The organism is Ruminococcus sp. AF37-20, from assembly GCF_003460465.1.
In the GTDB taxonomy this organism is placed as follows: domain Bacteria; phylum Bacillota; class Clostridia; order Oscillospirales; family Ruminococcaceae; genus Hominimerdicola; species Hominimerdicola aceti.
In genome coordinates this window covers 26,609-52,590 of sequence record NZ_QTVE01000001.1, presented here as the reverse complement: position 1 = coordinate 52,590, position 25,982 = coordinate 26,609, and the positions used below count along the sequence as shown (strand labels likewise).

Sequence of the window (25,982 nt, the reverse complement as noted above, 5' to 3'; positions counted from 1 at the left end):
GAGGAGGTGAGGGTATATGATAGACAGACGATATAACTCTGGCGAGCAGTTTGTTATGTATTCAAAAGAAGAGATCGAAGCAGCAAGGAACACCGACATGGTAAGATTTCTTGAGCAGCACGAGGGTTTTTCCTTTAAGTCCTCAGACGGCTGGCTTATATGCAACGAACATGACAGTCTTAAAATCAACCCCGACCGCTATACATGGCACTGGTATTCAAGAAATCTGTTTGGAAAAGGTGCTATCGACTGGCTCTGCAAAGTTGGCGGATATGGTTTCAAAGATGCTGTAGCACGACTCATAATGAGAGGAGGTGAGGGTATATGATAGACAGAAGATACGAATCAGGCAAAAGCTTTGTCATGTACTCTAAAGAGGAGCTTGAAGCCGCACGGCGAACAGATATGGTCACATTTCTCGAAAGCCACGAGGGTTTCAACTTTAAATCGTCAGGCGGTTGGTATATAGGGATAGAGCATGACAGTCTTAAGATCAATCCAGACCGCTATACCTGGCACTGGTATTCAAGAGATCTTTACGGAAAAGGTGCTATCGACTGGCTTTGCAAGGTCGATGGATACGATTTTAAAGAAGCTGTTTCTCGTCTAATAGGCAACGCCAGTATACGAGCTTCTCCTGAAATGAGAAAAGCAGTAATCAGCGAACAGCACTATCAGAAAAAAACTAAAAAGGCAGAATTTAAAGCTCCGCCGCCCATGCAGGGCAAATGGCGAGAGCTTTTCGCTTATCTTAACATAACGAGAAAGCTTCCAGCTGACATAATAAATTATTGTGTCAGCAATAAGCTCATATACCTCGATGTTAAAAAGCGAGCTATTTTCTGCGGCTACGATAAATTTGGCTCAATGAAGTTTGCAGAAGCAAAGATCACAAACACATACAACAAATACTATCCGCAGAACATTGAAGGCAGCATGAAAGAATACAGCTTTTATATCCCTGCTAAACCAAATGCGTATGGTTATGACCCTACAAAGCTTTATGTGTTTGAAGCACCCATAGACCTTTTATCTCACGGAGCTTTAATGCAGCTTTCAATGAAAAAACAGTGTGCAGCAGTCGGAATGTCTGAAATGTATCGTTCTGATTGTTGGCTTGGAATAAACAGGGTATCACTATCAGGCTGCTCTGATATAGCACTTAAACAAAGACTATCTGATGATCCACGGATCAAACAGATAGTCTTTTGTCTTGATAATGATGAAAGAGGACGTCAAGCAACAGAAAAGCTAATGTCTGACTATTCTGCAAATTACACTGTAAAAGTGAGCATACCGCCTTACGGCAAAGATTGGAACGATACGCTGAAATTTATTGTAACGTCGAAAAACAAAAAACAAAATACGGAGGAATAATTATGAAAAAAACAATTGAGAAAATCAAAGGAAAAGGCATAAAGCTTAGCGCACGAATTTTCGGAGCAATGACGGCTTGTTTTTCAACGATCGTGGCAGCTTATGCTGACGTTGAAGACACAGAAGCAGGCGGAGTATGGTCTAACATAGCAGCGTGGATAAAAAAAAATAAGGATGGTTTGTCCATTGTTGCAGAGTCACTTATTGGTTTGTGTGTTGTAGGCGTAGTTATATGCCTCAGCACAAGCGGCAAACAAGGTGTCGCTAATGTAAAAACGTGGCTCATCGCTTTAGTTTTTGCCATTATTTTGCTTGTTTTCGCAGACCAATTCTTGCAGAGTATGGGCGTGGGTTAAATCAAAAGGACACACATTTGTGTGTGTCCGTAAAAACGCTTATCTATAGTGTTTCTACGAGCATACACAAACAAAAAGCACACGAAAGGAGCATAATTTTGAAGTACATGAAAACAAAAAAGGTGTGGTATCAACTCATATTTATAGCTGCCATAGTAACAAGTGGCTTTGGAAGCTTGGAGGTATGGGCAGCCGAACGATCAGGATATACTGGCTGTTCTTCAAGTATTCTAAAAATGGTAACTGTCCGAAATCAGTTTCGTGATCTGTTACGGAATATCGAATTTAACATTCTGAGTTTTCTTGCAGATGTAATTGACTTTTTTGATAAAGCTATCAGCGCCCTGCTCAAGCTCAACTTTTTTGATTATCTGTCAGATGAATTCAGCTTTGGTAAAATGGGAACTGTCATAATAGCAGTAATGAGCCTTGCGCTCGTTTTAGGAGCTTGTGCATTAGTAGTTTACCACAATAAGATCCGTGTATCTGACTTTCTTATGAGCATACTCGTTTCATCTATACTTCTTGTGGCATTTCCTACATTTATATCTTCCTGCAACTCTCTCCGCAGCAAAGGTGTTGATGTAGCTCAAAACATTAAGATAAACGATCAATCTGAGCAAGCAAGTGTAAACAGTGACGGAACAGTTGCTATAGGAACACTCGGAAAAGATCTTTTAGCTTCAGGAATATATGACGTCGAGAACAGCGTTGACCTGAAGAAAAAAATGAATTACCTTGACACTGTAGGAAGTTCTGGAAATATAAAAGATATCGAGATAACTGGTGGTATTGCGCCTGATGATGATAAACCATGGACTACCTATTATATCACTGATGTAAATGATGTATACCCTGCCCAGAAAAAATTTAATGACCTGACAACCGAAAACATGATGTCCCTGCTCGGTCTTGAAGATGAATATAATATTCTAAAAAATGCAAACGGCGAACTTATACTTAGCGCTGATTATGGCGCAAATATGCAAGTTTACTGTTCTGTATACAGCACATCAGGCTCAATATACGGAAGCGTTCTGTCTGAAAAAGATTATGAAACATTTTTATCAGCTTCTATTGGGGACGCTTGTCCTTATGGTGCTACACTTGGAGATCTGCATTATCCAGACGGCAGCAGGATAACAAATGTCATTAACTATAATACATATCTTCGTGACATTATAGCAAACCACCCTGCTGTAGCTGCCGCAGGCAAAACGCAGGAAGTTGGAGCAAACGCACACACTGTTGAAGAAGCGCTTGATATCATAAAAAATGATGTCATAAGAAATCTTAATATAGCTGCAAACACAAGGACTGCTAAAGAAGCAGAGCCTGTTAATGCAACATATCAAGCTTTTCCACTCTTTGATGAAGAAGAATATGACAATCTTAATTCTTTAGAACAAGTTATAAGAAGAAATATTACTAGCGGATACACATATGACAGCTTGTACTATTATCACATAGACTTCTGGTCAACATTCGTACTAATGATAGCAGTAGCTATTTGTCTTATTTTCAGCGGAATAAAAATAGCAACTACCCTTTTTGAAATAGTGTTCTCACAGCTAATAACACCTTTTATAATAGCTACTGATCTTAATGGCTCAGGACGTGCCAAAAAGGCTATACAAAATATGCTTCTCTCAAATATTGTTCTTATGATAGTTGTCATTCTCATAAGGATATATATTTCCGTTATATGGGGCGTAAAATCTTCTGATTATGGAGATAATTTTGCCGTAATGCTTATAGTCATAATCGCAGGAGCAAAATTTGTTATAGACGGACCTGAAATACTGACTAAGCTGTTCGGCATTGACGCAGGTGTTAAGTCTGGCGCAGCCACAATGATGGCTATCAACCAATCAATGCAAATGGGCAGTTATGCCACAATGGGACTTGCTCGTGCAGGAAGCAGCGTTGTACATGGTGCAAGTAATATAGCAAAGCATACCGCAAGCAGCGCAGCAGGAGCAGTAAAAGGCTTTGCAGGCGGCGTATATGGCGGTATACACGGCGGTGATACTACCCCTGGAAAGATAGGAAAAGCTATAGGCGGAGCGGCTGTTGGAACTGTAACAGGCGCTGTCGGCGGGGCTTTCGGTCATACTAATGCAGGCGCAAAGGCAGCTTATGCAGCAACAAATCCAGGCTCAATAAAAGATACATTCTCAAATGCAAAAGACAACATTGCCAATAACGTAAAAGAGTCTGTAGGAGAGGGCTTTTCATCAGGCGGCGCAGGCAGTGTTTCAAAGGGTGCTGACGGAAAAGACGGCTTAAATGGCGCTAACGGCATGAATGGAGCTAAAGGCGACAGAGGTGCGCAAGGCGCAGCAGGCAAAGACGGCACAAATGGAACTGACGCAAGAGCCGATAACAACAGTGGAAACAGCAACAATAACAGCAATAATAGCGGCACATCTCAGCCTGCTCATGGCAGTGGCTTTGACGCTCCAAAGGCTGCAGCAAGCAATAATAACAATAAACCTGACACATCAAAAGGAAATGGATTTAAGGACAAGGGAGGCAAGTAACATATGGGAGTAGTACCTAAAAAGACAAAAGCGGAACAGCGTATCTTCCGCCATATCAACCTTACAAAAATAGTCGGATTGATAGTAACACTAATGGTGTCATCACAGTTAGCCAATATCATGGTAAGTCCCAAACTAGGCATTCCATTTATCATATTCTGTAGTGTGATATTTCTCATAATGAGCGGAAAAAGCCCCTCTGATCCATGCAAAAGCTTTGCTGAAGCATGGCTTGAGTGGCTCAGTTTCCTAATGACAAATAAAACTCTGCACAAGCACCAAGGAGGAGAGATCAATGATGAGGAGATCATCGACGCCGAAAAGCACGAATAACAAGGTCAATGGTAAAGGTTTTTCAAAAAGAAAAGCACATAAGAAAGCTGCCGAAGACCAATCGAGCATAATGTCACGTCTTTCATTTGAAAGCATTGAAAACGGCATTGTGACGCTTAAGGTCAAAGGAAAATCACTTAAAATGGGTGTTCTTGCCGTATCAGGCATGGATATATTCGATCTTAACGATTATGACCGCAATACAGTTTTCAATAATTTTGCCAAGGCAACTTTATCTATAGGCACTGATCACAAATACGTTTTCACTTCAAAAACTCCGTATCTTGCTAATCAGAAAGCCTATATAAAGTATAAAATGCAAAAAAGCATCAATAGGTATTCAGAATATCTGCTCAACGAACAGCATGATATATTTGAAGATTTTGAGGTAAGCCATTATGACCGAATGGCTTATCTTTTTATCTATTCTGATGACGAGAAGAAAATATATACTGGCGCTCAGAGGTTTATAAACCACATGAGAGATGTTGATGTATCATGGTGTTCAACCGAAGAAATAATCGTTACGCTCAATAAGCTTATCTGTCTGAATACAGAAAATCAGCAGTTGTCCGAAAATGGAGATCTTAATGAAACTATCCTGCCTGAAACAATAATATTTAAGCCAAACTATTACAAGATAAATGATGTGTTTGCTCAGACAGTGGTAGTGTACGATTATGCAGCTGAGATAGATGACCTTAGACTTGCTCAGATAGTTACACAATCGAATGATACGATAGTATGGGACGTTAATGTGGCTGATAAAGAAACTGTATTAGATGAACTTAGTTCTTCCCTGCGAGAGTTAGAGTCACGAGGAGGTATAATTCAGGACGCCACAGAAAAGCTCGATACAAGCACTGAATATCAGAAGCTAGAAATGATATACCAGAACATAAAAAATGGCAATGAGCAGATATACTATGTAACACTCAGATTTATTGTAAGTGATACCGATCTAAACTCACTGAATAAACGGACACAGGAACTGATCCACGAGCTTGAACTCAGCGGTTTGGCGGCGTATGTTCCAACAAATATAATGCAGCATGAGTTTTTATCCACCATTGATAAGAGCAATACAATAAAAACTCCTTTCCCAGTGTTTGATACCTTGTCACGTCAGTTTCCGTTTTACTATCAATCACATATAGACGATACAGGGCTTTTCTTTGGCTTCACGGAAACAGGCGGTCTTAATATTCTCAATACCTTTAAACGGACTAAAAGTCGTAATTCCTTTGACCTTTTGGCAATAGGACTTAAAGGCGGCGGTAAATCAGTAACGCTGAAATCAATGCTTGAAGACCAGCTGCTTATAGGCAATAAAGTAATGGTACTTGATATCGAAAGCGAGTATCAACCTATGGCAAAGGTCTATGATGGTCAAACCATAAAGATAAACAGCAATTCAAGGATAAATCCTCTGCAAATATGTAAAGTTGTAGACTCACGAGTTGATGATGAGATATCACCAGAGGACGAAGCAAGAGAAAATTTTGCTTCTGAAATGTCAAGAATACGCACATTTATGTCAATGTATATGCCAGAAATAGATATGTACACTATGGAAATCTTTATGGATCTTGTAACTGAATGTCTGTCAGACAAGAGTATTTTCCCTGAAACAGATGTTACATATCTTGATCCGAAACAGTTTCCGTCTTTTACAGATGTAAACAACAAGCTTCACGAAAAGCTTTGCAACATAACAGGTATGCCAGAAAGAAAATATGAAGCGTACAGCAACATTCAGGTGTATATAAAACAGCTTTGCGGTAAAGGTGCATATGCAGGAATGTTTGACGGAGCGACTAATGTTGATGTAAAAAACAATGACCTGATAATCTTTGATGTTAAGAGCATAAGTGAAATGGCTGAGAATGTATACAACGCTCAGCTTTTTAATATTCTCACTATTATGTGGTCAACGATATGCAAAAACATAGGCTACAATCAAAACCTTATCAATCCATGGGATAAAAGAAATGTTGTGTGTCTTATTGACGAAGCTCACAGATTTATCTCAGTGAAATATCCACAGGTAACAGAGTTTATTGAAAAACTTGTTCGCCGCACAAGAAAATATTTTGCAGGATTATGGTTTGCAACTCAATCAATATTAGACTTTATTCCTGACGGAAACATCACAGCAGCAGGCTCTATAAAAGTCATTTTCTCCCTAGTTCAATACCGATTGGTGCTTAAACAATCGCCTGAAAGCATTGAGATATTGCACCAAGCCTTTCCGCAATTCTCATATACCGAGCTTAAAGAAAGCACAGCATTTGAGCCTGGTCAAATGCTGTTGTCATTAGGAGCAGGCAGGGACAAGCTGCATTGCAGAAGAATTGTTGGTGCAAGACAGCTTCTCTATATGGGCAATGCAGAGGACAGAATAGAGATAATCCACAACTGCTTTTCTCACTATTACAACGAATATTCTAAGCAGGAATATGGACTTATGTTGAGAAAAATGGACTCTGATTATTTCAGGAAATGCTTCCTTGCAGAAACATATTCCTACCTTAGAATGGAGCAAAACATAAGTCATTATATTGACGCAGTTATAGTTCAAATGGTGGATAATCTTATCAAAGAACTTCTTCAAGCTGCAGGAACGGAGGCGGCACGATGAAAGTAGTAAGTCCTAAAAGCAGCAGTAAAATATATATAATATTTACTGTTGTGACAGTGTTGTTAGCAGCATTTTTTCTCACATCGAACAGATGGATGCAATCAATTACATACAAAAGCAAAAGCGATAATTATAATCAGACGCTAACTCTTAATTGCTACAATATAAAGATAACAGACGCTTCTTACCACGATAATATTTGCGAATTTGTTTTAAAATGCCGCCTTTCTAGCAGTGATACTAGGGCAACATATCCCGAAATTAAGACGATAAGATTTGATGATGATCTAACAGAGTATAAGTTCACAGTCAGCGAAAAATATGATGATTATTCAAGAAAAGTAACAGTGAAAGACCCTCCGTCCGACTTCAAGATAATGCGTGTTGTTGTCAGATCTGCTCTGCCAGATACAAAATATGCAGACGCATATGATGAATTTGGAGAGAAGATACCTGCACACACTGAGAAAGGAAAAGGGTACATTAGAACGATAACTATTGACCGAAAAGATATGCAGAAAAGTGCAATAAAAATTGTCCCAGGCAATACTGAAAGCCGTACACAAACGAGTACAGCAAGCAGTATTTCAAGCACAACAAAGCCAAAAACCACAACAGCACAAGCTGTCGCTGTGACTACAAAGGCTACATCACAAACAACACATAACGTCAGCGAAAAGGCGGCAGAAGAGTCACAAACAAGCACAACTACTTCAACCAAACATCAAGCTGCAACAGCAGAAAACAACACAAGACCGCAGGAGACAAGACGATATGATGAGCCTGCATATGCCCCAGAACAGACCACTGGCGCAACACATAATGAGCCTGCTCAAACACTTGCTCCATCTGCAAAGCCGACAGAGCAAGTAACAACTACAACAACGCAGCCTAGAGTCTATTCTATAAAGCTTGCTACAGATTTTGAGTATAATGACGTTCAGCTTAAAGTGGGAGGACGCACTCAGCTTCGTGCAGAGATCGAGCCTGACAATGCCATTAATAAGAACGTAAAATGGGAGAGTAACCGTCCTGATATTGCAACAGTTGACAGCAACGGCAATGTAACAGCCGTATCAAAAGGCAAAGCTATCATAACCGCAACAACAGAAGATAAGGGCTTAAAGGCAAGCTGTATGATAACAGTTAGCCAATAATGAAAAGAGGTAATCAGAATGACTTTTAATAATTCTTCAAATAAAGTAAGAGTAATAGGTTTTATCGTTTCTGATATAAAAAACCTAAGCGCCTATGCTATCGAATTTCTTATCGCAGTGCCCAGAAAGGCTAAAAAAGGCGAGCAGAGCTTTAACGATGTTTTCACTGTATACGTTAATGAGGAAAGCACAATTTCCTTTGCAAGAAATCATTTGCGCAAAGGCAGTGTGATAGTAGTTAAGGGAGAACTGAGGACTTTTAAAGATAATAACGTGAAAATATGCAGCAGTGATATAACCATCTCGTCACAGAACAAGTGAGGTAAAGTGCTATGGAAAATATACTTTTTGAGTACCCTGTCAATAACGAAAACAGTTCTTTTGATGATGAATTTCAAGTTCAAAAAGCAAGAACTAACAAGATAAAATACACTGTTATAATCGCAGTTTTTTGTGCATTGGTAATGTATTTTTTATCTGCACTTTTTGCAAAAGCAGCACTGCTTTTTTATTTACTTACAGCGTTTTTTACTATCCTTGCAATGGTAACAGGAAAGATGTTTGTGAAATATCCAAGGCATTTTCTTTATATAAAGGCAACAGAAAATGAACTGCAGCTTGCTTACTATAAAGATAAAAAAGAGGATTACCACTTCCAATATAACAGCATTGAAGAGATAAGGTTTGCAGACAAAAATTTCACTGCTGTATATATAAAAGAAGAAGGACGTAAACCATATTACTTTGAATTAAATAAGTGGACACCTGAGCAAGGCTTTTTCCTTTACACCATACCGCAAATTCTCCCTAACGTGTTCAAGGGCAACAGCAAAGAGATAGCAAAAAAATATGGTGATGAAGCTGATTTCTACAATGAAGTATATAAGGAGAGTAATTGAAAATGGATATAATCATACGCAATATTCCTGAGAATATGATAGATAAACTAGACAATATAGCAAAAGCTGAGGACTTATCACGGAACGCATTACTTACAAAACTAATATCAGATTTTGTGAAAAGCAATGACGATTTTGTTGTAAATATTCTTCCGCCTATCGTTCGTGCGTTAGTAAATCAGGAGCTTGACCGCCTTTCAGAGGGTGCAAATTCCACTATAAATAATGTGCATATTGCAGCGCAAAAAATGATAAATACAACAGAAAAAATCGAAAATCTTCTTACAGAAACGATAACAAATTCTGAAGAAAACTCAATTACAAATGAAGAAATTCTCAGGATGCTTGAAATTTCGGACAAAGAAAGTTCATAAATAAGCCTGTTTTGTTTACACAACAGAAATATATACAGATTATTACAGCATGAAAATTATATAATTCGTATATAAAGAGGTAAATAGAGGAAGTTTTCGTATATAAATCATATATAAATTTTGATTTGCAATATATATAAAATATATAAATTACAATTATATACAAAAAATCGTATATAGAAAAAGACCCGATGATATCACAGTATCCCACCTGAAACCTCGGTTCTACCGAGGTTTCCAGCAGGCACGATATCGTGCCTTTATGCTCTTGACCCACACCTCTAACTTAAATATCACAAAATAAAATCAAACTACACGGAAAGGTTGGATGAAAAATGAAAAGCAAACCTATCAATAAGCTGCTGTCTTTTTCAGAACTACATTATCAAAGGTTTTTAAAGATAATGGAGCTGAACGGAATTAAAACATACAGCAATTGTCTTGCGTTTCTGATAGACAGTGCCTACAATAACATCAAACAAACACCAAACGATGAATGTTTGAAAAACATTCAAGATAACATTGAAAAGCTGCTAATGATCGCAAAAGAAAATAACAGCATGATATATCAGGAGCGTGACGGAATTAATACGCTCCTGCACTTCTATGAAGTGCAGGAATTCCACTCAGCCGACAAGCGTCTGAGTGACAGCGAACCGCATGACGTCATGTCACGATCAAATGACAACTACAAGAGCATCGTACATCAGCGCTCAGTTGATAAGGGTGCAGACTCCCTGCAAGACGAACAGAGTGACTAATAATGACACCAGGAATATTTCACAAATGCAAATTCGTATACAAGTGGCGAATAAGCGGTGACGGTGGCAACAAGATATTCGATTTTCTGGACTATATGCTCCGCCCTGAAGCTTTTGAGCCGAACAAACACGCCAACGAAATGGAGTATGTATATTCAGAATTTGTACCAAACGAGAAAAGTCAGGCTCAAAACATAAAAGCTGAACGCTCTTTAGGTGCTTTCACAAGCACACAAGATAGTCTGACTCCTGCCGATATAGACAAGATACGTCAGCTTGAAGCTGTCAGCCGCTCTGAGGGCTGTCCGAAATATGCAGGAGTTATCTCATTTGATAACGCATATCTGCGGCAGAATAATTTCATAGTCGGCAATCAGCTCAACCGCCAGGCACTTATTGAAGCCGCACGAAAAGGCATTAACAAAATGATAGACAAATCAGAAAAGTTGGATGCAAGTAACTGCTACTGGGTCGGCAGCATTCACGTCAATACAGGTAATGTACATATCCATTATCAGCTTCTTGAATATCACCGACTTGAAGATAGACGCATTACATACAAAAACAAAGGTCAAGACGATATCGAGCAGAAAGCTTTCAACGCTTTGAAAACTGAAATGACGCACTTCATTGACAAAAGTGCCGCCGCTGCTAACCTTACTGAATTTCAAAGAAACGTGCTTGCACCTCATATCAAGTCCGAGTTTGCAAGCAGTATTCAAAAAATAAACGCACTTATCGATAAGCTTCCTGATGACCTAAAAAACAGCGGCAAGCAGTGGTGGTATGCAAAACAAAATGATGTGACAAAAAACGAGATTGACAGTTGTATAAGATCTGTCATATCAGAAAATCAAACTTTGCAAATAATGTTTGACACATATCTTCATAAGCTCGACAGCACACAAGCAATGTTCCGAAACAGATACGGACAAAATTCAAGGTGGGCTGAGTATAAAGAACATCAGCTTCATGATCCGTCAGGTTTTTACTCCAGAGTAGGAAACTCATTTCTTTCTATCTGCCGTGAATACTACAACACAAAGAATGTCAATTTTGAACCACCTGAGGATCTGCAATCCCATATAGATCTTGATAATACTTCTTACTTTCCAAAAACGAAAACGTATCTGTCTGAAAAAGAAAGCGAAGGCTTTTCTGAGAAAAATGAGCCTGACTACAACAACGGTATTTCCTCGCAGAAATCAAATGTGTATCTGTCTGAAAATAAAAAAGATGATTTAGAGGATGCTATGCCTTATGACTCTTTAGAAAACTCTGATATCCCTGATGATTTGGAAATGTACCTATCTTCAAGAAATTATGATGAGTTGTATGAACCAAATGCTCCTGACTACAGCACGGATATTTTTCCGCAAGAGCCTGAAGCGTATCTGTCTGAAAATGATAAAAGCGATCAGGCAGTGGAACGTCTACGCATAGATTGGAGCAAGAACTATAAGCTTGCCCTCGACTATATGTACGGAAATGAACAGAACAAATCAGCAGTCATAAAGAAAGACCCCGAAAAAGCTTTTGAAATACTCTCAATAGAAAGCAAAAGCGGAAATATTATCGCAACATATGACATAGGCAAGCTTTATGACAGCCAAATGCTAAAATCCAATGACGGCGATACACTAAGTCAGCAATATTACAGCAAAGCCTTTGAAGATTTTCACAAGCTGCTGTCCATAGTAAGCATGAGTGATGACAAACGTGATAATTGGACAAAATCCTATCTCAACTATCGTATAGGTAAAAAGTATGAATATGGTCTTGGAGTTACTCAAGACTATAACTCAGCCATAGAGCATTATAAGCTGTCTGAAAACAAATATGCTTTTTTTGCTCTCGGTAACATATACAAGTACGGCTCTGGTGTTGAAACAGACTATGCCAAAGCATTTGACTATTATATGCGCTCACTAAGCAGCAAAGGCGGAATGCCGTTCGCAAGTTATGCCGTAGGACAAGCTTATGAACTGGGACAAGGAGTAGAAAAAGACCTAACGAGTGCGCATGATTTTTACGCTGAAGCTTTAACAGGTTTAGAGAAAGTATTCACTAAAAACCATGACGATAATATCAGCTACAAGATAGGTATGATGTATCTGAATGGCAAAGGAACGGATATAGACCTTGAATGTGCTGAAAAATATCTGCTGCTCTCGGCGGACTCCAATAACTATAAAGCACAATATATGCTCGGTAAGCTCTATCAGAGCGACAACAAAAAAGATCTTCAAAAGGCTGAAAAAGTCCTGATAAAGGGTGCTGAAAACGCACAGGATAAAACAGGATTGTGTGAATATAGTCTTGGCAAGCTGTATCTTTCACAAGAGAGATATGACAAGGCGGCATCATACTTAGAACGTTCAGCAGCAAAAGATAATTACTATGCAGCATACACTCTCGGAAAACTCTATCAGGAGCAATTCAATGACAATGCTCTTGCAGAAAAGCACCTTATGCACGCTGCTGAGCATAAGGATGATGTTATGGGAATAGCAGCGTACCGCCTTGGTAAATTGTATCTTTCATTTCAGGACAAAAGAAAAGCATTGCAGTATTTCATCAAAGCCGCAGACAAGGATAATACATACGGAATGTATGCTGCAGGGAAAATTCTTCTTGATAGCAGAAAATCAACAGAAGTTTCAAAAGGAATACGCTACCTTTCATCAGCCGCCGATAAGGACTTTGAGCCTGCGATATACACTCTGGGCAAATACTATAGCTCATTCAATAATACAAAAGCTAAAGAATACCTTAAGCGTTCTGCGTTTGAATACAACGATCCAAATGCACAGTATATTCTTGGAAAAGTGTATCTATCTGAAAATAAAAACGAAATGGCTGAAAAGTGCTCCCGTCAGTGCGCTTTAAACGGCAACAACAGTGGACAGCTCGCTTATGGTTTAATGCTGCTTCGTGACGGTCAAAAGAAAGCAGCATATCAATGGCTGAGAAAGTCAGCACGCTCAGGCAATGACATTGCTAAAAAGATAATAAGCGGTAAAAAAGCGGATATACCATTTGAATTCAGACTAGCAGGCTGTATGCAGGCGCAGAGGACACTTCTTCATAAATCATCAAGTATGCTGCGCAACGCCCTTAAATCTGAGGAAGCAAAAACCGCACGTCTTATGAGAGAATTTGAGATTGAGCAGGAAATGGCGAAAGCAAAAGAACAATATCATAGCATATAAAGGGGAACTAATATGGATCTTGAAAAACTTAAGCGCATAAAAAATCTTATCATCGCAAAAATACTTTTTGTATTTGGTTGGATCTATGATCTTGCTATGCGTATTTTAAATGCGGTGAATAAAACACCTATTGAAAAAGACAAAGACCGCCGAAATGTCAGAATAAAACAATTTGCAATAGCTACATCGATACTGTATGTGATCTTTAACAGCATTTTTATTTACATCTTTAAAAGTATGCGCAGGGTAAGCCTTAACGGACGCTCTGGTGAATACACAAGCACTCACTTTATGCCGTGGAACATCGTTGTTCCGTCAGGATTTATGATGTTCATTTTTGAGATTATCCTGGCAATGGTAGTAGGATTGTGTATAACAGTAAAGCTCCATACTCTGTGGCGTATGAAGAATGACAGCAAGGACATCAAGGGTGATAATAAATTCATGGAAGATAATGAGCTTCTTGAACACTTTCAGGCAGTCCCTATGGATAATATAAAGTCAGCGGAACAAGCTGGTATGCTCATTGGTGAAAGCAATGGTATGTACTATGTTGAAACTGGTACATACAACACAATGATAGTAGGCGCTCCTCGTTCAGGTAAAGGCGAATGCTATGTGCTGCCAAGTATGCGGCTTATGGCTAACTCAAAAAATAAGCCCTCGCTTATCATAAACGATATGAAAGGCGAGTTGCTTGAACTGACATATGAAGATTTTGCAAATAACGGATATAAGATAGTCACTCTTAATCTTATCGATACGGACCGATCTGATTGTTGGAATCCTCTACAACTTATCATTGACGAATATCTCGCTGCAAAACGGAGCGGAAGCAACGATCTTTCACAAACCTCTAAGCTTGTCAGCTCGTTTGCCCACTGTCTTACAGACGATGTACAAAGCGAAGCAATATGGACAGACTCTGCAAGGTCACTTTTAAGCGCCTTGATATACTATTTCCTTGATAAAGGCTATGAAAAAGGTGATATGTCAAACGTTAATATGTACAGCATAACAACATTCTTCACTGAATTTGGCGTATATAATACAGTGATCGAGGACGAAAGCGGCAATAAGAAAATGGTCAATGCTCTCGATGAACTGTTCAATGCGCTGCCTGTGGGCTGTCTTGCAAGAACATCCTATTCAACGTCAAAGTTCTCCCAGGGCGATACACGTTCTTCAATATACACTGTTCTCTCCGCAGACCTTGAGATCTTCATGACGGATATGGGAGTTCAAAAGCTGACATCTAAAAATGAAATAAACTTTGCTGACCTTATCAATGAAGATCAGCCTTGCATAATATATATGCTTGTGCCGTATGAGGAAAAATCACGTTATGTAATAGCTTCAATGTTTGCAGACCAATCCTTTATGTACCTTGCAAAGCAGGCAAGAAAATACCAGGGCGGCAAATTGCCACGAAAAATAGAGTATATCTACGATGAGTTTGGTCAAATGACAAAGCTTCCTGACCTCAGCAGCAAAATGAACGCTTCTCCAGGAGCTAACATTCTGTTCAATCTCTTTCTGCAGGACTATGGTCAGCTCAAGAAGTATGATAAAGAAGAGGACGGCATAAAGGGCGCTTGCAATATTCAGATATACATACTCTCTCTTAACGGAAACACTAACAAGGCGTTTTCCGAAATGATAGGAAACGAGACCGTAAACTATCTTACATTCAGCGGCAGCCTATATGGCTTTATCGATCACCAAGGCGAACACGTTGACCGCAAGGCTCTGCTCGATACCACACAGCTGTCTAAGCTTCCTTTTGGCACTGCCATAGTTAAGAAAATGCGTTGTGAGCCAATACGAACTAATATCACGCCTTATCACCTTATCGAGAATAAGCCGCCAAGAATACCTGTCGAAAATCTGCCTATAAGAAACCATAACATAGACCTCTCTGCTGTGCTTTACCCATATGATGAGCTTTGGGACAGTTTGGGCGTTATAGGCAATCAGTATAGACTTGATAAGCTGAAAAATAATGCAGAAAGTGCTATGAACAAATACTATATGCAGCTTAATGATATTGAGAAAATAAAAGCTGCAGGCGGAGCAGTTTCTGAGCTTGTGTATAAGACTGCATTGGATCTTGAAAAACAGGCAAGTCAGGCGCAGCGTCAGGTCATAGAGTATCAGCAGCATATCCAACAGCTAAAAGAATTTCGTGATAATGAAGCACGAAAAATATTTGCCCAGGCTTATTCTGACAATGACTTTCAGGATGACGAGGACGGCTTTGATGAAAGCACAGACGAGCTTTATCTCCCCGATGACTTCCCTGCTTCTCAAAGCGAACTCCCATATGTAGATATATCTGCACTTCTCTATAAGGTCAATGGACTTGCAGGAGATGAGCTTAGCAGCCTTATAGAAAAGAAAAACTATGCCGCTGCAAGGGGCTACATAAAGAAAATACAGAAACGTCCTGATATACGCAGCAATTTTGTTGCCGATGAATGGGCGGCACTGGAACAATACATTAATAATGAGGAATTGAAAAATGCGAATACCTAACAGCTTTGTTACACGTTTTACACAGGCATCAGACTTGAAACTTGCCTGTGTATTCTATAGTCTTATCCACAAGAATACAAAAAGAAATCTGCTTGGCTATGAGATCACAGTCAAGCAGTCAACCCTTATGTCACTATGCGGTTGTTCGTTGTCAACGGTAAAGCGTACAGTCCGTTCTCTCAGCAAATGCGGTTTCATAAAATCACAGAAACGTCAAATGACTACACCCGGCAAGCTCGGAACATATACATACACTATTGATGCCGTATCTACAGCTTCTAAATATTTCACCATGGATAAAAAGCTTATGAGCAGATTGAATGGAAATGAATTCAGAGTTTATGCAGTGTGCTGTAAGCTGGCTGACAGCTCGCACAAGAGTTTTTTCCAAAGCTATAATGATCTATCTAAGCTTCTTGGCATGAGCCGTCAGGACGTTCTCAGGACGATAGAAAAGCTTGTAAAAGGCAAATTCATTCGTAAGAAGAAAATCAGAACTCGTGTAGGTGATTTTACAGACAACACATATACTGTCTGCATATATGTTCCTCACAGCAGAATAAAAAAAGCCCCCCGCCGCTCAAGCAGGAGGCAGAGCATTCATTGCTTTACAATGAACACACCCATTAAAAACACAAGTTCATTGTATAACAAAAAATCGGATTTGTCAATAGGTTTTAAGAAAAAAATGCGGCTTTCGGAGATTTTTTTCTTAAAAAGGGGTAGTGGGTAAAATGAACTGTCTATAACTGACCCATTCTTGATTATCTGTCTGAAATCAAATAATTGATTTTGGTTTATATACTTAGTTATTATCAAAGTTATTGATGAGTATTTGTTTTTATGTGAAATTCGCTTTTTTCTTTCAGACAGATATCAATTCAAGCTGTCAAAATACCTGTTTTTGTAATATAATTAATTTATTATATCAAAAAAGGGGATCATTATGACTATCGAAGAACTAATTGACGAAAAAACAAAACTTGAAAAACTTGTGATACAGCTTGCAGGAGAAAACCAACAGCTTAAAGACAAGTTGTCGGCTAAAAAAGCTAGTGACACTCCGTTCGCCGATCTGCTTGAAACGTGGCTGCACAACAAAAAAATGTCTGTAAAAGCCAACACATATGAAGCTTACTGCACCCAGGTCAATCGCCATATTGTGCCGTATTTTCGCAGCAAGGGTACAATGCTTTCTCAGCTCACGCCAGCAGTGCTTGAAGAATATTATTTCACAAAGCTTCAATCAGGCTTATCAGGCTCAACCATCAGGAAACATCATTCAAACATCAAGATGGCGCTGAAATTTGCCGTAAAGAACGGATTGACAGACCAAAATGCCGCACTTCTTGCAGAACTTCCCTCCTGCGACAAGTTCTGTGGTAACTTTCTCAACACAGAGCAATTTGATCTTGTTCTCAGCAAAATAAAACACACTGCAATTTACACACCTGTGTTTATAGCAGGAACAATGGGGCTTAGGCGCAGTGAAGTTTTGGGGCTGCGTTGGTCGGATATCAATTTTGAGCAGCGCACTATGTGCATTCAACATACTGTGGTCAAATGCGTCAAAAACCATAAAACTACGCTTATATTTTCAGACGTGCCTAAAACAAGGTCAAGCCGCCGCACACTTCCGCTGCCTGACAGTGTATACAGCTACTTGAAATGGCTCAAACACAAGCAGTGCTTGTCTTATGCAGCTAACAGGAGCAGCTATTCACGGCAATATTTACAATACATATGCGTTGATAGCAAGGGCATTCTTATACAGCCTGATGAGCTTTCTGTCCGTTACATCAGACTAATGAACGAAATGCACCTCAGATGCCGCTTTCACGATCTTCGCCACACTTGCGCTTCCCTGCTCGTTCAACATGGCGTTCCCATGAAAGCCGTATCTGCATGGCTTGGACACAGCAGTTTGGCAGTGACGAGCGATATCTACACTCACTTAACATTTCAGGAGAAGCTTAACGTTGCTAACACTATTGAAGATTACATGAAAGATGTGAATGTGTCACCGTGACACATTCATAATTTTTCACATTGTACATAACATAAATAAAAAGACATCCCAGAGCATAAAAGCCCTGAGAAGTCTTAACAATGTTGACAATCAACTCAAATTGTGCTATATTAAACATAGATGAGGCAACGCAACTTACTAAGTTGGTTGTCTGTGATTATTTAAAATAACCGTTTAGTTTGACAGGCTAGCACGGTTATTTTTTTTGCTCTTTTATAATGTTGCCCAAAACCCAAACAAGCAAAATGGTCAGTGCTAAAATTGGTACATCCACTTGGCAATTACCTCCTTTCCTTTAATATCTGAAAGCAGGTCTGCTTTTTATTTCCTCATCCAAGTAATATTATACCACAAAATTTTCTTGCCGTCAAACGCATATACGAACAAAAACCGATTTTTTATTATTTTCAGAAAAAATGTGATAAATTGACCATTTTTCACTAAATTTCCACTTTGGGCGAAAATTTTATTATATCACACCAAAAAATAAAAGTCAAATTTTTCACTAACAATTCTAAAAAAAGTTTTTTTCACTATAAAAAAGACAAAAAACATGTTATCTTTTATCTTTATTTCTATAAATATAAAATAAAAAATATGAGTTTAACACATAAATACTCAAAACTTAACTATTTTAGTAAAGAACGTCCTGGTGTGTCATCGTGACACATAGGGAGTTTTTATTTGCAATCAAACACTTGCATAGTATATCAACATACGAAATCGCTATATGAATTAAAATGTAAATCTTATCACTTCTGCATTTTTTAATTTTTGTTTCCATTTGGCAAAAAATTCTGATCTGTAAAAGCCTTCGTTTTTCCACGTTTCGTAAGCCTTATTACAAAACGGAGAATTGCTACGAAGAGGGTCTGTTGAATTCTTATATTCATCGGGAATCTCATAATAATATTCTTTTAAATCTATAATTGCAGGAGTTGCGTAATACGAATAAACCAAATCATACTTTAATTCAATTTTTAAAACATCAAAGGAAAAATCGAACAAGACATCACTAAACCATAAAGACAGCTTTTCATCTTCAATATTTAAGTGGCGGTGGCAGTTACGACAAGTGTTGTAGCATAAATAATCCTTGCTACAATACTTTAAATTGCATTTATCATCATAGAACTCAGATATAAATACGTTCATATCATACCCGAAATTATCATGAAGATATTCATACAAATATGAAATCACCGGATTTGATTTATTCATAACCATTATGTCTTTTAAGGGCAGGATAGAAAAGTTTTCAAAAGGGAAAAAATCATTAGAAACATCGTCTATATAATATTCATAACAAGATATTTTAAACACAACAGGCGTTTCTTCCCAGCAAAGAGGACACTTGATATTCGTAATACATAGATACAAATATTGATTAATAATATCTATATTATTATCAAAGACCTTATCAAACTCTTGTAATTCAAAAGTATTTATACCCTGAACTTCTTTTCCATGATAGTAAGATTCCTTATAGTACGGTATCCATTCGCATAATGCATTTAGATGTTTTCGATCAGCACACCACTTTTTGATGTTAGCATCCCAGACAGCACCTCTGGATTTGACAATATCATATTGAAATTCAGGAACCTCAAGAATAACCATAAGAAACAACTCCATTTTTGAAAAAATACTTTTTCGAAAAAGTTTCTAAAATGACAAGACCAAGAATATGTGTCACGGTGACACACTAGGGGGCATTTTGCATTTATATATAAAATATATATTTTCCGCCATTAATTTCCGCAAAAGTATTGACAAATTGACAAAATGGTGGTATAATTAATATACAGAGGAAATTTAGAGGGCATAAAAAATCGCACCCTCTAAGGCTTATAAACTCTTGGCGGAATTTATAAGCCCAGCAGCACAGATGTTACAGCAACTGTGGAGCTTTCAGAGAATGCTATCCTCGTGCTCTATTATAGCACGTTGGAAATAGATTGTCAAGGGCTTTTCACGATGTCAAACATCTGGAAAGCTCTTTTTGCTTTTAGCTGCTGATTCAACTCGTCAAAAATGCAGCTTGAAAATCGAATATCGTAAGTCCTCAAATAAGATTGAGATGAGGTCAACTGATGTGAAACACAAGCACAACAAGACATTGAGTTGTCTTTAAGTCGCTTAGAGCCATGACGTTCGTTACTGTTCAATCACGCCGATCAGGCATTCTTAACATTTCAGAACATGAACACGAGCCAGCCAGTAACAGTTAAGCTAACTGCAAGCCTATGTGCCGACGCCACTATGGATTAACATCAGATGATTCGCTTAAGCTCCACAATGTGAAGCTGCCTTGACAAGGTCTAAGAGCGAAACGAAACAAATGTCACAAAACATATCCTAGTTTGTTACTACAAGCTTTCATATATGCTCAGCAAGGATACTTAAAGATACTTGCTGAGGAAAGTCCACATTTTTTATATCCTGTGGATTTTCCTTTGTGAGTATCAAAAATGATTGGTGCGCCAGAAGGGACTCGAACCCCCGACCTACTGGTTCGTAGCCAGTCACTCTATCCAGCTGAGCTACTGGCGCATTCAACTCTAATATTATATCATATGCAAGCCCCTTTGTCAATGAGTTAATGGAATTTTACTATTTATTTTACAAAACATTCACATCACCTCCTGCCACTTCACACCTTTATCATCCCTTTAAATTCCATTGTTTTTCACACTTTTTGTCAATCAAGTGTTTGTAATCATTTGTAATACTTTTTCGGCAAACTGCTCTGTTTTTAACCGAAATTTTTGTAGATTATTTATCATTCTATGCCCTTGACTTATATTCTGATTGTGGTATAATAGTAAATGTTCAATATTATGTTGTGATAAAAGCAGTCAACCACAATATATAGTGGTTGAGCAGGATAGAATGAAAGGAAGAGTATAGGTGAAGATAATAAAAAGAAGCGGCGCTGAGAATACGTTCGATAAGGAAAAGATAGAAAACGCCGTTGCGAAAGCTAATATCACTGTGGAGGAAAAGGATAGGCTCTCTGAGGGAGAGATAGGAGAGATAGCACAGAATATAGAGGACAAATGCTCTGAAATGAATAGGGCTATGGACGTTGAAACTATTCAGGACTGGGTGGAAGCCGATATCATGCGCCACGGCAAGTATACAGTGGCAAAGCATTATATCACCTACCGCTATGAGCGTTCTATCGTCAGACAGGCTAATACTACTGACAAGCAGATACTTTCTCTTCTTAACTTCGAGAACGAGGAAGTCAAGCAGGAAAATTCCAATAAGAACCCTACTGTCAATTCAGTTCAGAGGGATTATATGGCAGGCGAGGTCAGCAAGGATATCACAAGAAGATTTTTGCTTCCTGACGATATAGTTGAAGCTCACGAAAAAGGTCTGATACATTTCCACGACGCCGATTATTTCGCTCAGCATATGCACAACTGCTGTCTTGTAAATCTTGAGGATATGCTCCAGAACGGCACTGTCATAAGTGAGGTCATGATAGAAAAGCCACACAGCTTCTCTACAGCCTGCAATATCGCTACACAATCTATCGCTCAGATAGCTTCTTCACAGTATGGCGGACAGAGTATCACACTTTCCCACCTTGCTCCGTTCGTTCAGATATCCCGTGATAAATACCGCCGTGAGGTAAAAAAAGAGTTCGCAGAGCTTAATATCCCTGCCGACGAGGATACTATAAATAAGGTAGCCGAAATGAGAGTAAAAGCTGAGATAGTTCAGGGCGTTCAGATGATACAGTATCAGGTCATCACTCTTATGACAACAAATGGTCAAGCACCTTTCGTTACTGTTTTCATGTACCTTGACGAGGTGCCGGAGGGGCAGACAAGAGATGACCTTGCGGCTATCATAGAGGAAATGCTCAGACAGCGTATCCAAGGCGTAAAGAACGAAAAGGGCGTCTATATAACACCTGCGTTCCCTAAGCTAATATATGTCCTTGAAGAGGACAACATAAGAGAAGGCTCAAAATATTGGGAGCTTACAAAGCTTGCTGCAAAGTGTACCGCAAAGAGAATGGTGCCTGACTATATAAGCGAAAAGAAAATGAAGGAGCTTAAGGTAGACAAGAATGGCAATGGTCAGTGCTACCCTTGCATGGGCTGCAGAAGCTTCCTTACAACATATCTTGACGAAAACGGCAAGCCTAAGTATTACGGCAGATTCAATCAGGGCGTTGTTACAATAAACCTTGTGGACGTTGCCTGCTCGTCATATAAGGATATGGATAAGTTCTGGAAGATATTTGATGAAAGGCTTGAGCTTTGCAGACGTGCGCTTATGCTCCGTCACGAAAGACTTAAAGGCACTCCGTCAGACGTTGCGCCTATCCTTTGGCAGAACGGTGCATTGGCAAGGCTTAAAAAGGGTGAAACTATCGACAAGCTCCTGTTCGGCGGATATTCCACCATATCACTTGGCTATGCAGGTCTTTGCGAATGCGTAAGATACATGACGGGCAAGTCACACACAGACCCTTCAGCAACGCCTTTTGCCCTTGAAGTTATGCAGCACCTTAATGATGCCTGCGCAAAGTGGAGAGCAGAAACAAACATAGATTTCAGCCTTTACGGCACGCCATTGGAGTCCACAACATACAAATTTGCAAGATGTTTGCAGAAGCGTTTTGGTGTTATCGAGGGTGTAACAGACAGAAACTACATCACAAACAGCTATCATATCCATGTTACCGAGAACATCGACGCATTTGACAAGCTCACCTTTGAGTCACAGTTCCAGGCTCTCTCACCAGGAGGAGCTATCAGCTATGTGGAAGTGCCGAATATGCAGAACAACATAGAGGCTGTTCTTGCAGTTATGCAGCATATTTACGACAACATCATGTATGCCGAGCTTAACACAAAGAGCGACTACTGTCAGAAGTGCGGTTTTGACGGTGAGATAAAGATAGTAGAAGATGACGGCAAGCTTGTATGGGAGTGTCCGAACTGCGGCAACAGAGATCAGAACACTCTGAACGTTGCAAGGCGCACCTGCGGCTACATCGGCACGCAGTTCTGGAATCAGGGCAGGACTCAGGAGATAAAGGAGAGAGTTTTGCATTTGTGATTTGCTCAGAAAAATTTGTAGAATTACAAAACCCAAAAAATTTTTTGAGCGATTTTCAAAAAAAGTGAACATTATAGCCGTTAAAACCCAAAAGTTCAAAAATCAAAACTCGTCAGAAAAATGAACATTATAGCAAGGAAAACTCAAAAACTCAAAACTGCAAAATCCGAAAATAATGAACATTATTACTGACATAAAACAGCAAACAGCATATGACTATCGGGGCAATACAAAATCGTATTGCCCTGCGTTGTATGTATGAAAGGAGCGGAAAATGAATTATTGTGAGATAAAGAAAACCGATATCGCCAATGGCTCAGGTGTGAGGGTCACGCTGTTCGTATCAGGTTGCAGACACCACTGCAAGGGCTGTTTTCAACCTGACACTTGGAACTTTGACTACGGCAAGCCTTTCACAGATACCACCGCAGACGAGATAATTGACGCCCTCTCAAAGGGCTATATAAAAGGACTTACGCTCCTTGGCGGCGAGCCTATGGAGCCTGAGAACCAGTCTGAGCTTACAAAACTCCTCCGCCGTGTGAAAACAGAACTTCCCGACAAGGACGTGTGGTGCTACACAGGCTGTACCCTTGAAACTGACCTGCTTGCAGGCTCAAAGTCCCCATACAGAACACAGTACACAGACGAAATGCTGAGCCTTATTGACTACCTTGTTGACGGCGAGTTCGTCCTTGAAAAGAAAAACATCTCCCTGAAATTCAGAGGGTCTGAAAATCAGAGGATACTTCATAAAGAGGACGGGGTATGGGTGAACAGCGAAGATATATAACTATAAAGATATTGGAAAAGCGACCATGTTTTGCATATGGCCGCTTTTTTATTTGCAGTCCAGACAAACGGACAGTTGATGTGTTATAATATAGTCAAATAAAGAAAAATGGAGGAATATATCAATGAGGTCCATAAATCTTGAAAACCTGACTATGCCCGAATCGACAAGCTACGTCTATCTATTTAGAAATTGCTATGAACTTGAAAGTGTAAAGCTTCCCAAAAACGCAACGATTATTCATTCTTTGATCTTTGACGGATGCTACAATCTAAAAAATGTAGACATACCTGACACAGTAACTACTATTGGCTTTTGTGCATTTCAGGATTGCGGCATTGAAAGCATCACTCTCCCAAGCTCGCTGACAACTATCGGTGAAGAAGCTTTTGGAAAATGCACCAACCTTGAAAGTATAACCATACCCGATTCTGTAACAATAATTGACGAAGGCGCATTTAAAGGTTGCACCAAACTAAAGAATATAACTCTTTCAAGCTCACTGACAACTATCAGCAAAGAAGCGTTTTGTAATTGCACCGAGCTTGAAAGTATAATTATACCTGATTCTGTAATAAGCATTGACGAAGCCGCATTTAAGGGTTGCACCAAACTAAAGAATATAACTCTTCCAAGCTCACTGACAACTATTAGCAAAGAAGCGTTTTGTAATTGCACCGAGCTTGAAAGTATAAATATACCAGATGGAGTAATTTCTATATGGGAAAAGGCTTTTGAAAACTGCACAAGCCTCAAAAGCATAAAAATACCTGATTCAGTAGAGGACATTGGCTTCTATGCCTTTAAAGGCTGCAAAAATCTTAAAGACATAACTATCCCAAATAGCGTTACGCTCATAGACCTGAGCGTATTTGAAAACTGCGAAAGCCTTGAACACATAAAACTGCCTGAGACGGTAACTGAGATACGCAATAGTGCGTTTGAGGGTTGTAAAAGTCTTAAAAACATCACTCTGCCTGACACAGTTAAAGCCATAGGCGAACATGCTTTCAGCGAATGTACGAGCCTTGAAGACATAAAAATACCTGAGTCTGCAAAGGACATTAGATGCAATGCCTTTAGTGGGTGCAAGAAACTTACAGACATAACTGTCCCAAATGGTACGCTTGTCATATGCGACAGCGAATTTGAAAATTGTGAAAGTCTAAAACAAGTAAAGCTACCTGACTCAGTAAAGAAAATAACCAATTGTGCGTTCTCAGGTTGCCGAAGCCTTAAAAACATTACCCTGCCTAATGCGTTAATAAGCATAGGGTGTTATGCTTTCGATGAATGTACAAGTCTTGAAAGCATCGAGATACCATATGGCACAACTGATATTGGACATTATGCGTTTCATCAGTGCGAAAGTCTTAAAAGCATAACTCTTCCTAATTCATTATATTACATTGGCGCACACGCATTCAACAATTGCGAAAGCCTTGAACACATAAAACTGCCTGATTCAATAGATAAAATATACAATAATACTTTTGCAGGCTGCCGTAGTCTTGAATACATCACCATTCCCGACGCAGTCAAAAGCATAGGCAGTTATGCTTTCAGCGAATGTAAAAGTCTTGAAAACCTTGAGATACCATATGGCGTAACAGATATAGGCTTCATGGCATTTTATAACTGCAAAAATCTTAAAAACATAACTATCCCGACTTCATTAAATTACATCAATTCATATGCATTCAGCAAATGTGAAAGCCTCGAGACCGTGACCATAATATCAGACTGCACCAGCAAGATCATAGACGTAAGAGAACTTGATCTTGACACCATGGATCAGTGGATATTCCTCTATTTCTGATTACTCCGCCTTGACAAAGCGTTGCTGATAAGATATAACGAAATTATTGCAATAAAATTATAGAAGAA

Annotated in this window: 19 protein-coding genes and 1 tRNA gene; 18 read left to right on the top strand and 2 right to left on the bottom strand. The window is 39.1% G+C overall.

Translation table 11 applies throughout. The annotated features are described in order from the left end of the window. Window positions 1-16 precede the first annotated feature (16 nt). The 15 genes from DW015_RS00275 (at window position 17) to DW015_RS00205 (ending at window position 18,217) form a co-directional block, all read left to right on the top strand. The gene (locus DW015_RS00275) at window positions 17-328 is read left to right on the top strand and encodes a hypothetical protein (RefSeq protein WP_117903366.1); all 312 of its coding nucleotides are present in this window, start codon (window positions 17-19) and stop codon (window positions 326-328) included. Continuing rightward, complete coding sequence (locus DW015_RS00270; RefSeq protein WP_117903365.1) at window positions 325-1,377, top strand: toprim domain-containing protein; 1,053 nt, start codon at window positions 325-327, stop codon at window positions 1,375-1,377. The genes DW015_RS00275 and DW015_RS00270 overlap by 4 nt, the downstream gene beginning before the upstream one ends. Window positions 1,378-1,379: 2 nt before the next feature. Beyond that, window positions 1,380-1,733 carry a hypothetical protein gene (locus DW015_RS00265; RefSeq protein WP_117903363.1) on the top strand — a complete coding sequence of 118 codons (354 nt, stop codon included), beginning with the start codon at window positions 1,380-1,382 and terminating at the stop codon, window positions 1,731-1,733. A 98-nt stretch (window positions 1,734-1,831) separates the two neighbouring features. Next, window positions 1,832-4,276: a collagen-like protein gene (locus DW015_RS00260; RefSeq protein WP_117903362.1), complete on the top strand. Its 2,445-nt coding sequence runs from the start codon at window positions 1,832-1,834 to the stop codon at window positions 4,274-4,276. A gap of 3 nt (window positions 4,277-4,279) precedes the next feature. Next, the gene (locus DW015_RS00255) at window positions 4,280-4,609 is read left to right on the top strand and encodes a hypothetical protein (RefSeq protein WP_117903360.1); all 330 of its coding nucleotides are present in this window, start codon (window positions 4,280-4,282) and stop codon (window positions 4,607-4,609) included. Beyond that, a complete protein-coding gene (locus DW015_RS00250) occupies window positions 4,572-7,250 on the top strand; it encodes a hypothetical protein (protein WP_117903359.1) in 2,679 nt (892 codons plus the stop codon). Before DW015_RS00255 ends, DW015_RS00250 begins: the two co-directional genes overlap by 38 nt. Then, window positions 7,247-8,407, top strand: coding sequence for an Ig-like domain-containing protein (locus DW015_RS00245; protein ID WP_117903357.1), 1,161 nt, complete (start codon window positions 7,247-7,249; stop codon window positions 8,405-8,407). The genes DW015_RS00250 and DW015_RS00245 overlap by 4 nt, the downstream gene beginning before the upstream one ends. Window positions 8,408-8,425: 18 nt before the next feature. Continuing rightward, complete coding sequence (locus DW015_RS00240) at window positions 8,426-8,728, top strand: DUF3217 domain-containing protein (protein WP_117903355.1); 303 nt, start codon at window positions 8,426-8,428, stop codon at window positions 8,726-8,728. 11 nt (window positions 8,729-8,739) lie between these two features. Beyond that, entirely contained in the window at window positions 8,740-9,306 is a 567-nt protein-coding gene (locus DW015_RS00235; protein ID WP_117903354.1) for a hypothetical protein, read from the top strand. 2 nt (window positions 9,307-9,308) lie between these two features. Next, a complete protein-coding gene (locus DW015_RS00230; RefSeq protein ID WP_117903352.1) occupies window positions 9,309-9,680 on the top strand; it encodes a hypothetical protein in 372 nt (123 codons plus the stop codon). Between the two features lie 335 nt (window positions 9,681-10,015). Beyond that, entirely contained in the window at window positions 10,016-10,441 is a 426-nt protein-coding gene (locus DW015_RS00225) for a hypothetical protein (protein ID WP_117903350.1), read from the top strand. Window positions 10,442-10,443: 2 nt separating this feature from the next. Next, window positions 10,444-13,653 carry a relaxase MobL gene (gene mobL / locus DW015_RS00220; RefSeq protein ID WP_117903348.1) on the top strand — a complete coding sequence of 1,070 codons (3,210 nt, stop codon included), beginning with the start codon at window positions 10,444-10,446 and terminating at the stop codon, window positions 13,651-13,653. A gap of 12 nt (window positions 13,654-13,665) precedes the next feature. Beyond that, window positions 13,666-16,188 (top strand): VirD4-like conjugal transfer protein, CD1115 family, encoded by a 2,523-nt coding sequence (locus DW015_RS00215; RefSeq protein WP_117903347.1) that lies wholly within the window; start codon window positions 13,666-13,668, stop codon window positions 16,186-16,188. Next, entirely contained in the window at window positions 16,175-16,921 is a 747-nt protein-coding gene (locus DW015_RS00210) for a helix-turn-helix domain-containing protein (RefSeq protein ID WP_117903346.1), read from the top strand. Before DW015_RS00215 ends, DW015_RS00210 begins: the two co-directional genes overlap by 14 nt. A 213-nt stretch (window positions 16,922-17,134) precedes the next feature. Next, window positions 17,135-18,217, top strand: coding sequence for a site-specific integrase (locus DW015_RS00205; protein WP_117903344.1), 1,083 nt, complete (start codon window positions 17,135-17,137; stop codon window positions 18,215-18,217). 735 nt (window positions 18,218-18,952) lie between these two features. Here the strand turns inward: DW015_RS00205 and DW015_RS00200 are convergent. Then, window positions 18,953-19,837, bottom strand: coding sequence for a hypothetical protein (locus tag DW015_RS00200; RefSeq protein ID WP_117903342.1), 885 nt, complete (start codon window positions 19,835-19,837; stop codon window positions 18,953-18,955). An 856-nt stretch (window positions 19,838-20,693) separates the two neighbouring features. Continuing rightward, window positions 20,694-20,770: transfer RNA gene (locus tag DW015_RS00195), tRNA-Arg, on the bottom strand. 357 nt (window positions 20,771-21,127) lie between these two features. Here DW015_RS00195 and nrdD point away from each other — a divergent pair. The 3 genes from nrdD (at window position 21,128) to DW015_RS00180 (ending at window position 25,914) form a co-directional block, all read left to right on the top strand. Then, a complete protein-coding gene (gene nrdD / locus DW015_RS00190) occupies window positions 21,128-23,302 on the top strand; it encodes an anaerobic ribonucleoside-triphosphate reductase (protein ID WP_022287606.1) in 2,175 nt (724 codons plus the stop codon). Between the two features lie 274 nt (window positions 23,303-23,576). Continuing rightward, complete coding sequence (gene nrdG, locus DW015_RS00185) at window positions 23,577-24,095, top strand: anaerobic ribonucleoside-triphosphate reductase activating protein (RefSeq protein WP_117903341.1); 519 nt, start codon at window positions 23,577-23,579, stop codon at window positions 24,093-24,095. Window positions 24,096-24,219: 124 nt separating this feature from the next. Then, on the top strand, window positions 24,220-25,914 hold the full coding sequence (locus DW015_RS00180; protein WP_117903339.1) for a leucine-rich repeat domain-containing protein: 1,695 nt from the start codon (window positions 24,220-24,222) through the stop codon (window positions 25,912-25,914). Window positions 25,915-25,982 lie beyond the last annotated feature (68 nt).

Bases quoted from the DNA above. Each gene is read 5' to 3' on its own strand.
- DW015_RS00275 (WP_117903366.1), top strand. From the start codon at position 17: ATGATAGACAGACGATATAACTCTGGCGAGCAGTTTGTTATGTATTCA.
- DW015_RS00270 (WP_117903365.1), top strand. From the start codon at position 325: ATGATAGACAGAAGATACGAATCAGGCAAAAGCTTTGTCATGTACTCT.
- DW015_RS00265 (WP_117903363.1), top strand. From the start codon at position 1,380: ATGAAAAAAACAATTGAGAAAATCAAAGGAAAAGGCATAAAGCTTAGC.
- DW015_RS00255 (WP_117903360.1), top strand. From the start codon at position 4,280: ATGGGAGTAGTACCTAAAAAGACAAAAGCGGAACAGCGTATCTTCCGC.
- DW015_RS00250 (WP_117903359.1), top strand. From the start codon at position 4,572: ATGATGAGGAGATCATCGACGCCGAAAAGCACGAATAACAAGGTCAAT.
- DW015_RS00245 (WP_117903357.1), top strand. From the start codon at position 7,247: ATGAAAGTAGTAAGTCCTAAAAGCAGCAGTAAAATATATATAATATTT.
- DW015_RS00240 (WP_117903355.1), top strand. From the start codon at position 8,426: ATGACTTTTAATAATTCTTCAAATAAAGTAAGAGTAATAGGTTTTATC.
- DW015_RS00235 (WP_117903354.1), top strand. From the start codon at position 8,740: ATGGAAAATATACTTTTTGAGTACCCTGTCAATAACGAAAACAGTTCT.
- DW015_RS00230 (WP_117903352.1), top strand. From the start codon at position 9,309: ATGGATATAATCATACGCAATATTCCTGAGAATATGATAGATAAACTA.
- DW015_RS00225 (WP_117903350.1), top strand. From the start codon at position 10,016: ATGAAAAGCAAACCTATCAATAAGCTGCTGTCTTTTTCAGAACTACAT.
- mobL (WP_117903348.1), top strand. From the start codon at position 10,444: ATGACACCAGGAATATTTCACAAATGCAAATTCGTATACAAGTGGCGA.
- DW015_RS00215 (WP_117903347.1), top strand. From the start codon at position 13,666: ATGGATCTTGAAAAACTTAAGCGCATAAAAAATCTTATCATCGCAAAA.
- DW015_RS00210 (WP_117903346.1), top strand. From the start codon at position 16,175: ATGCGAATACCTAACAGCTTTGTTACACGTTTTACACAGGCATCAGAC.
- DW015_RS00205 (WP_117903344.1), top strand. From the start codon at position 17,135: ATGACTATCGAAGAACTAATTGACGAAAAAACAAAACTTGAAAAACTT.
- DW015_RS00200 (WP_117903342.1), bottom strand. From the start codon at position 19,837: ATGGTTATTCTTGAGGTTCCTGAATTTCAATATGATATTGTCAAATCC.
- nrdG (WP_117903341.1), top strand. From the start codon at position 23,577: ATGAATTATTGTGAGATAAAGAAAACCGATATCGCCAATGGCTCAGGT.
- DW015_RS00180 (WP_117903339.1), top strand. From the start codon at position 24,220: ATGAGGTCCATAAATCTTGAAAACCTGACTATGCCCGAATCGACAAGC.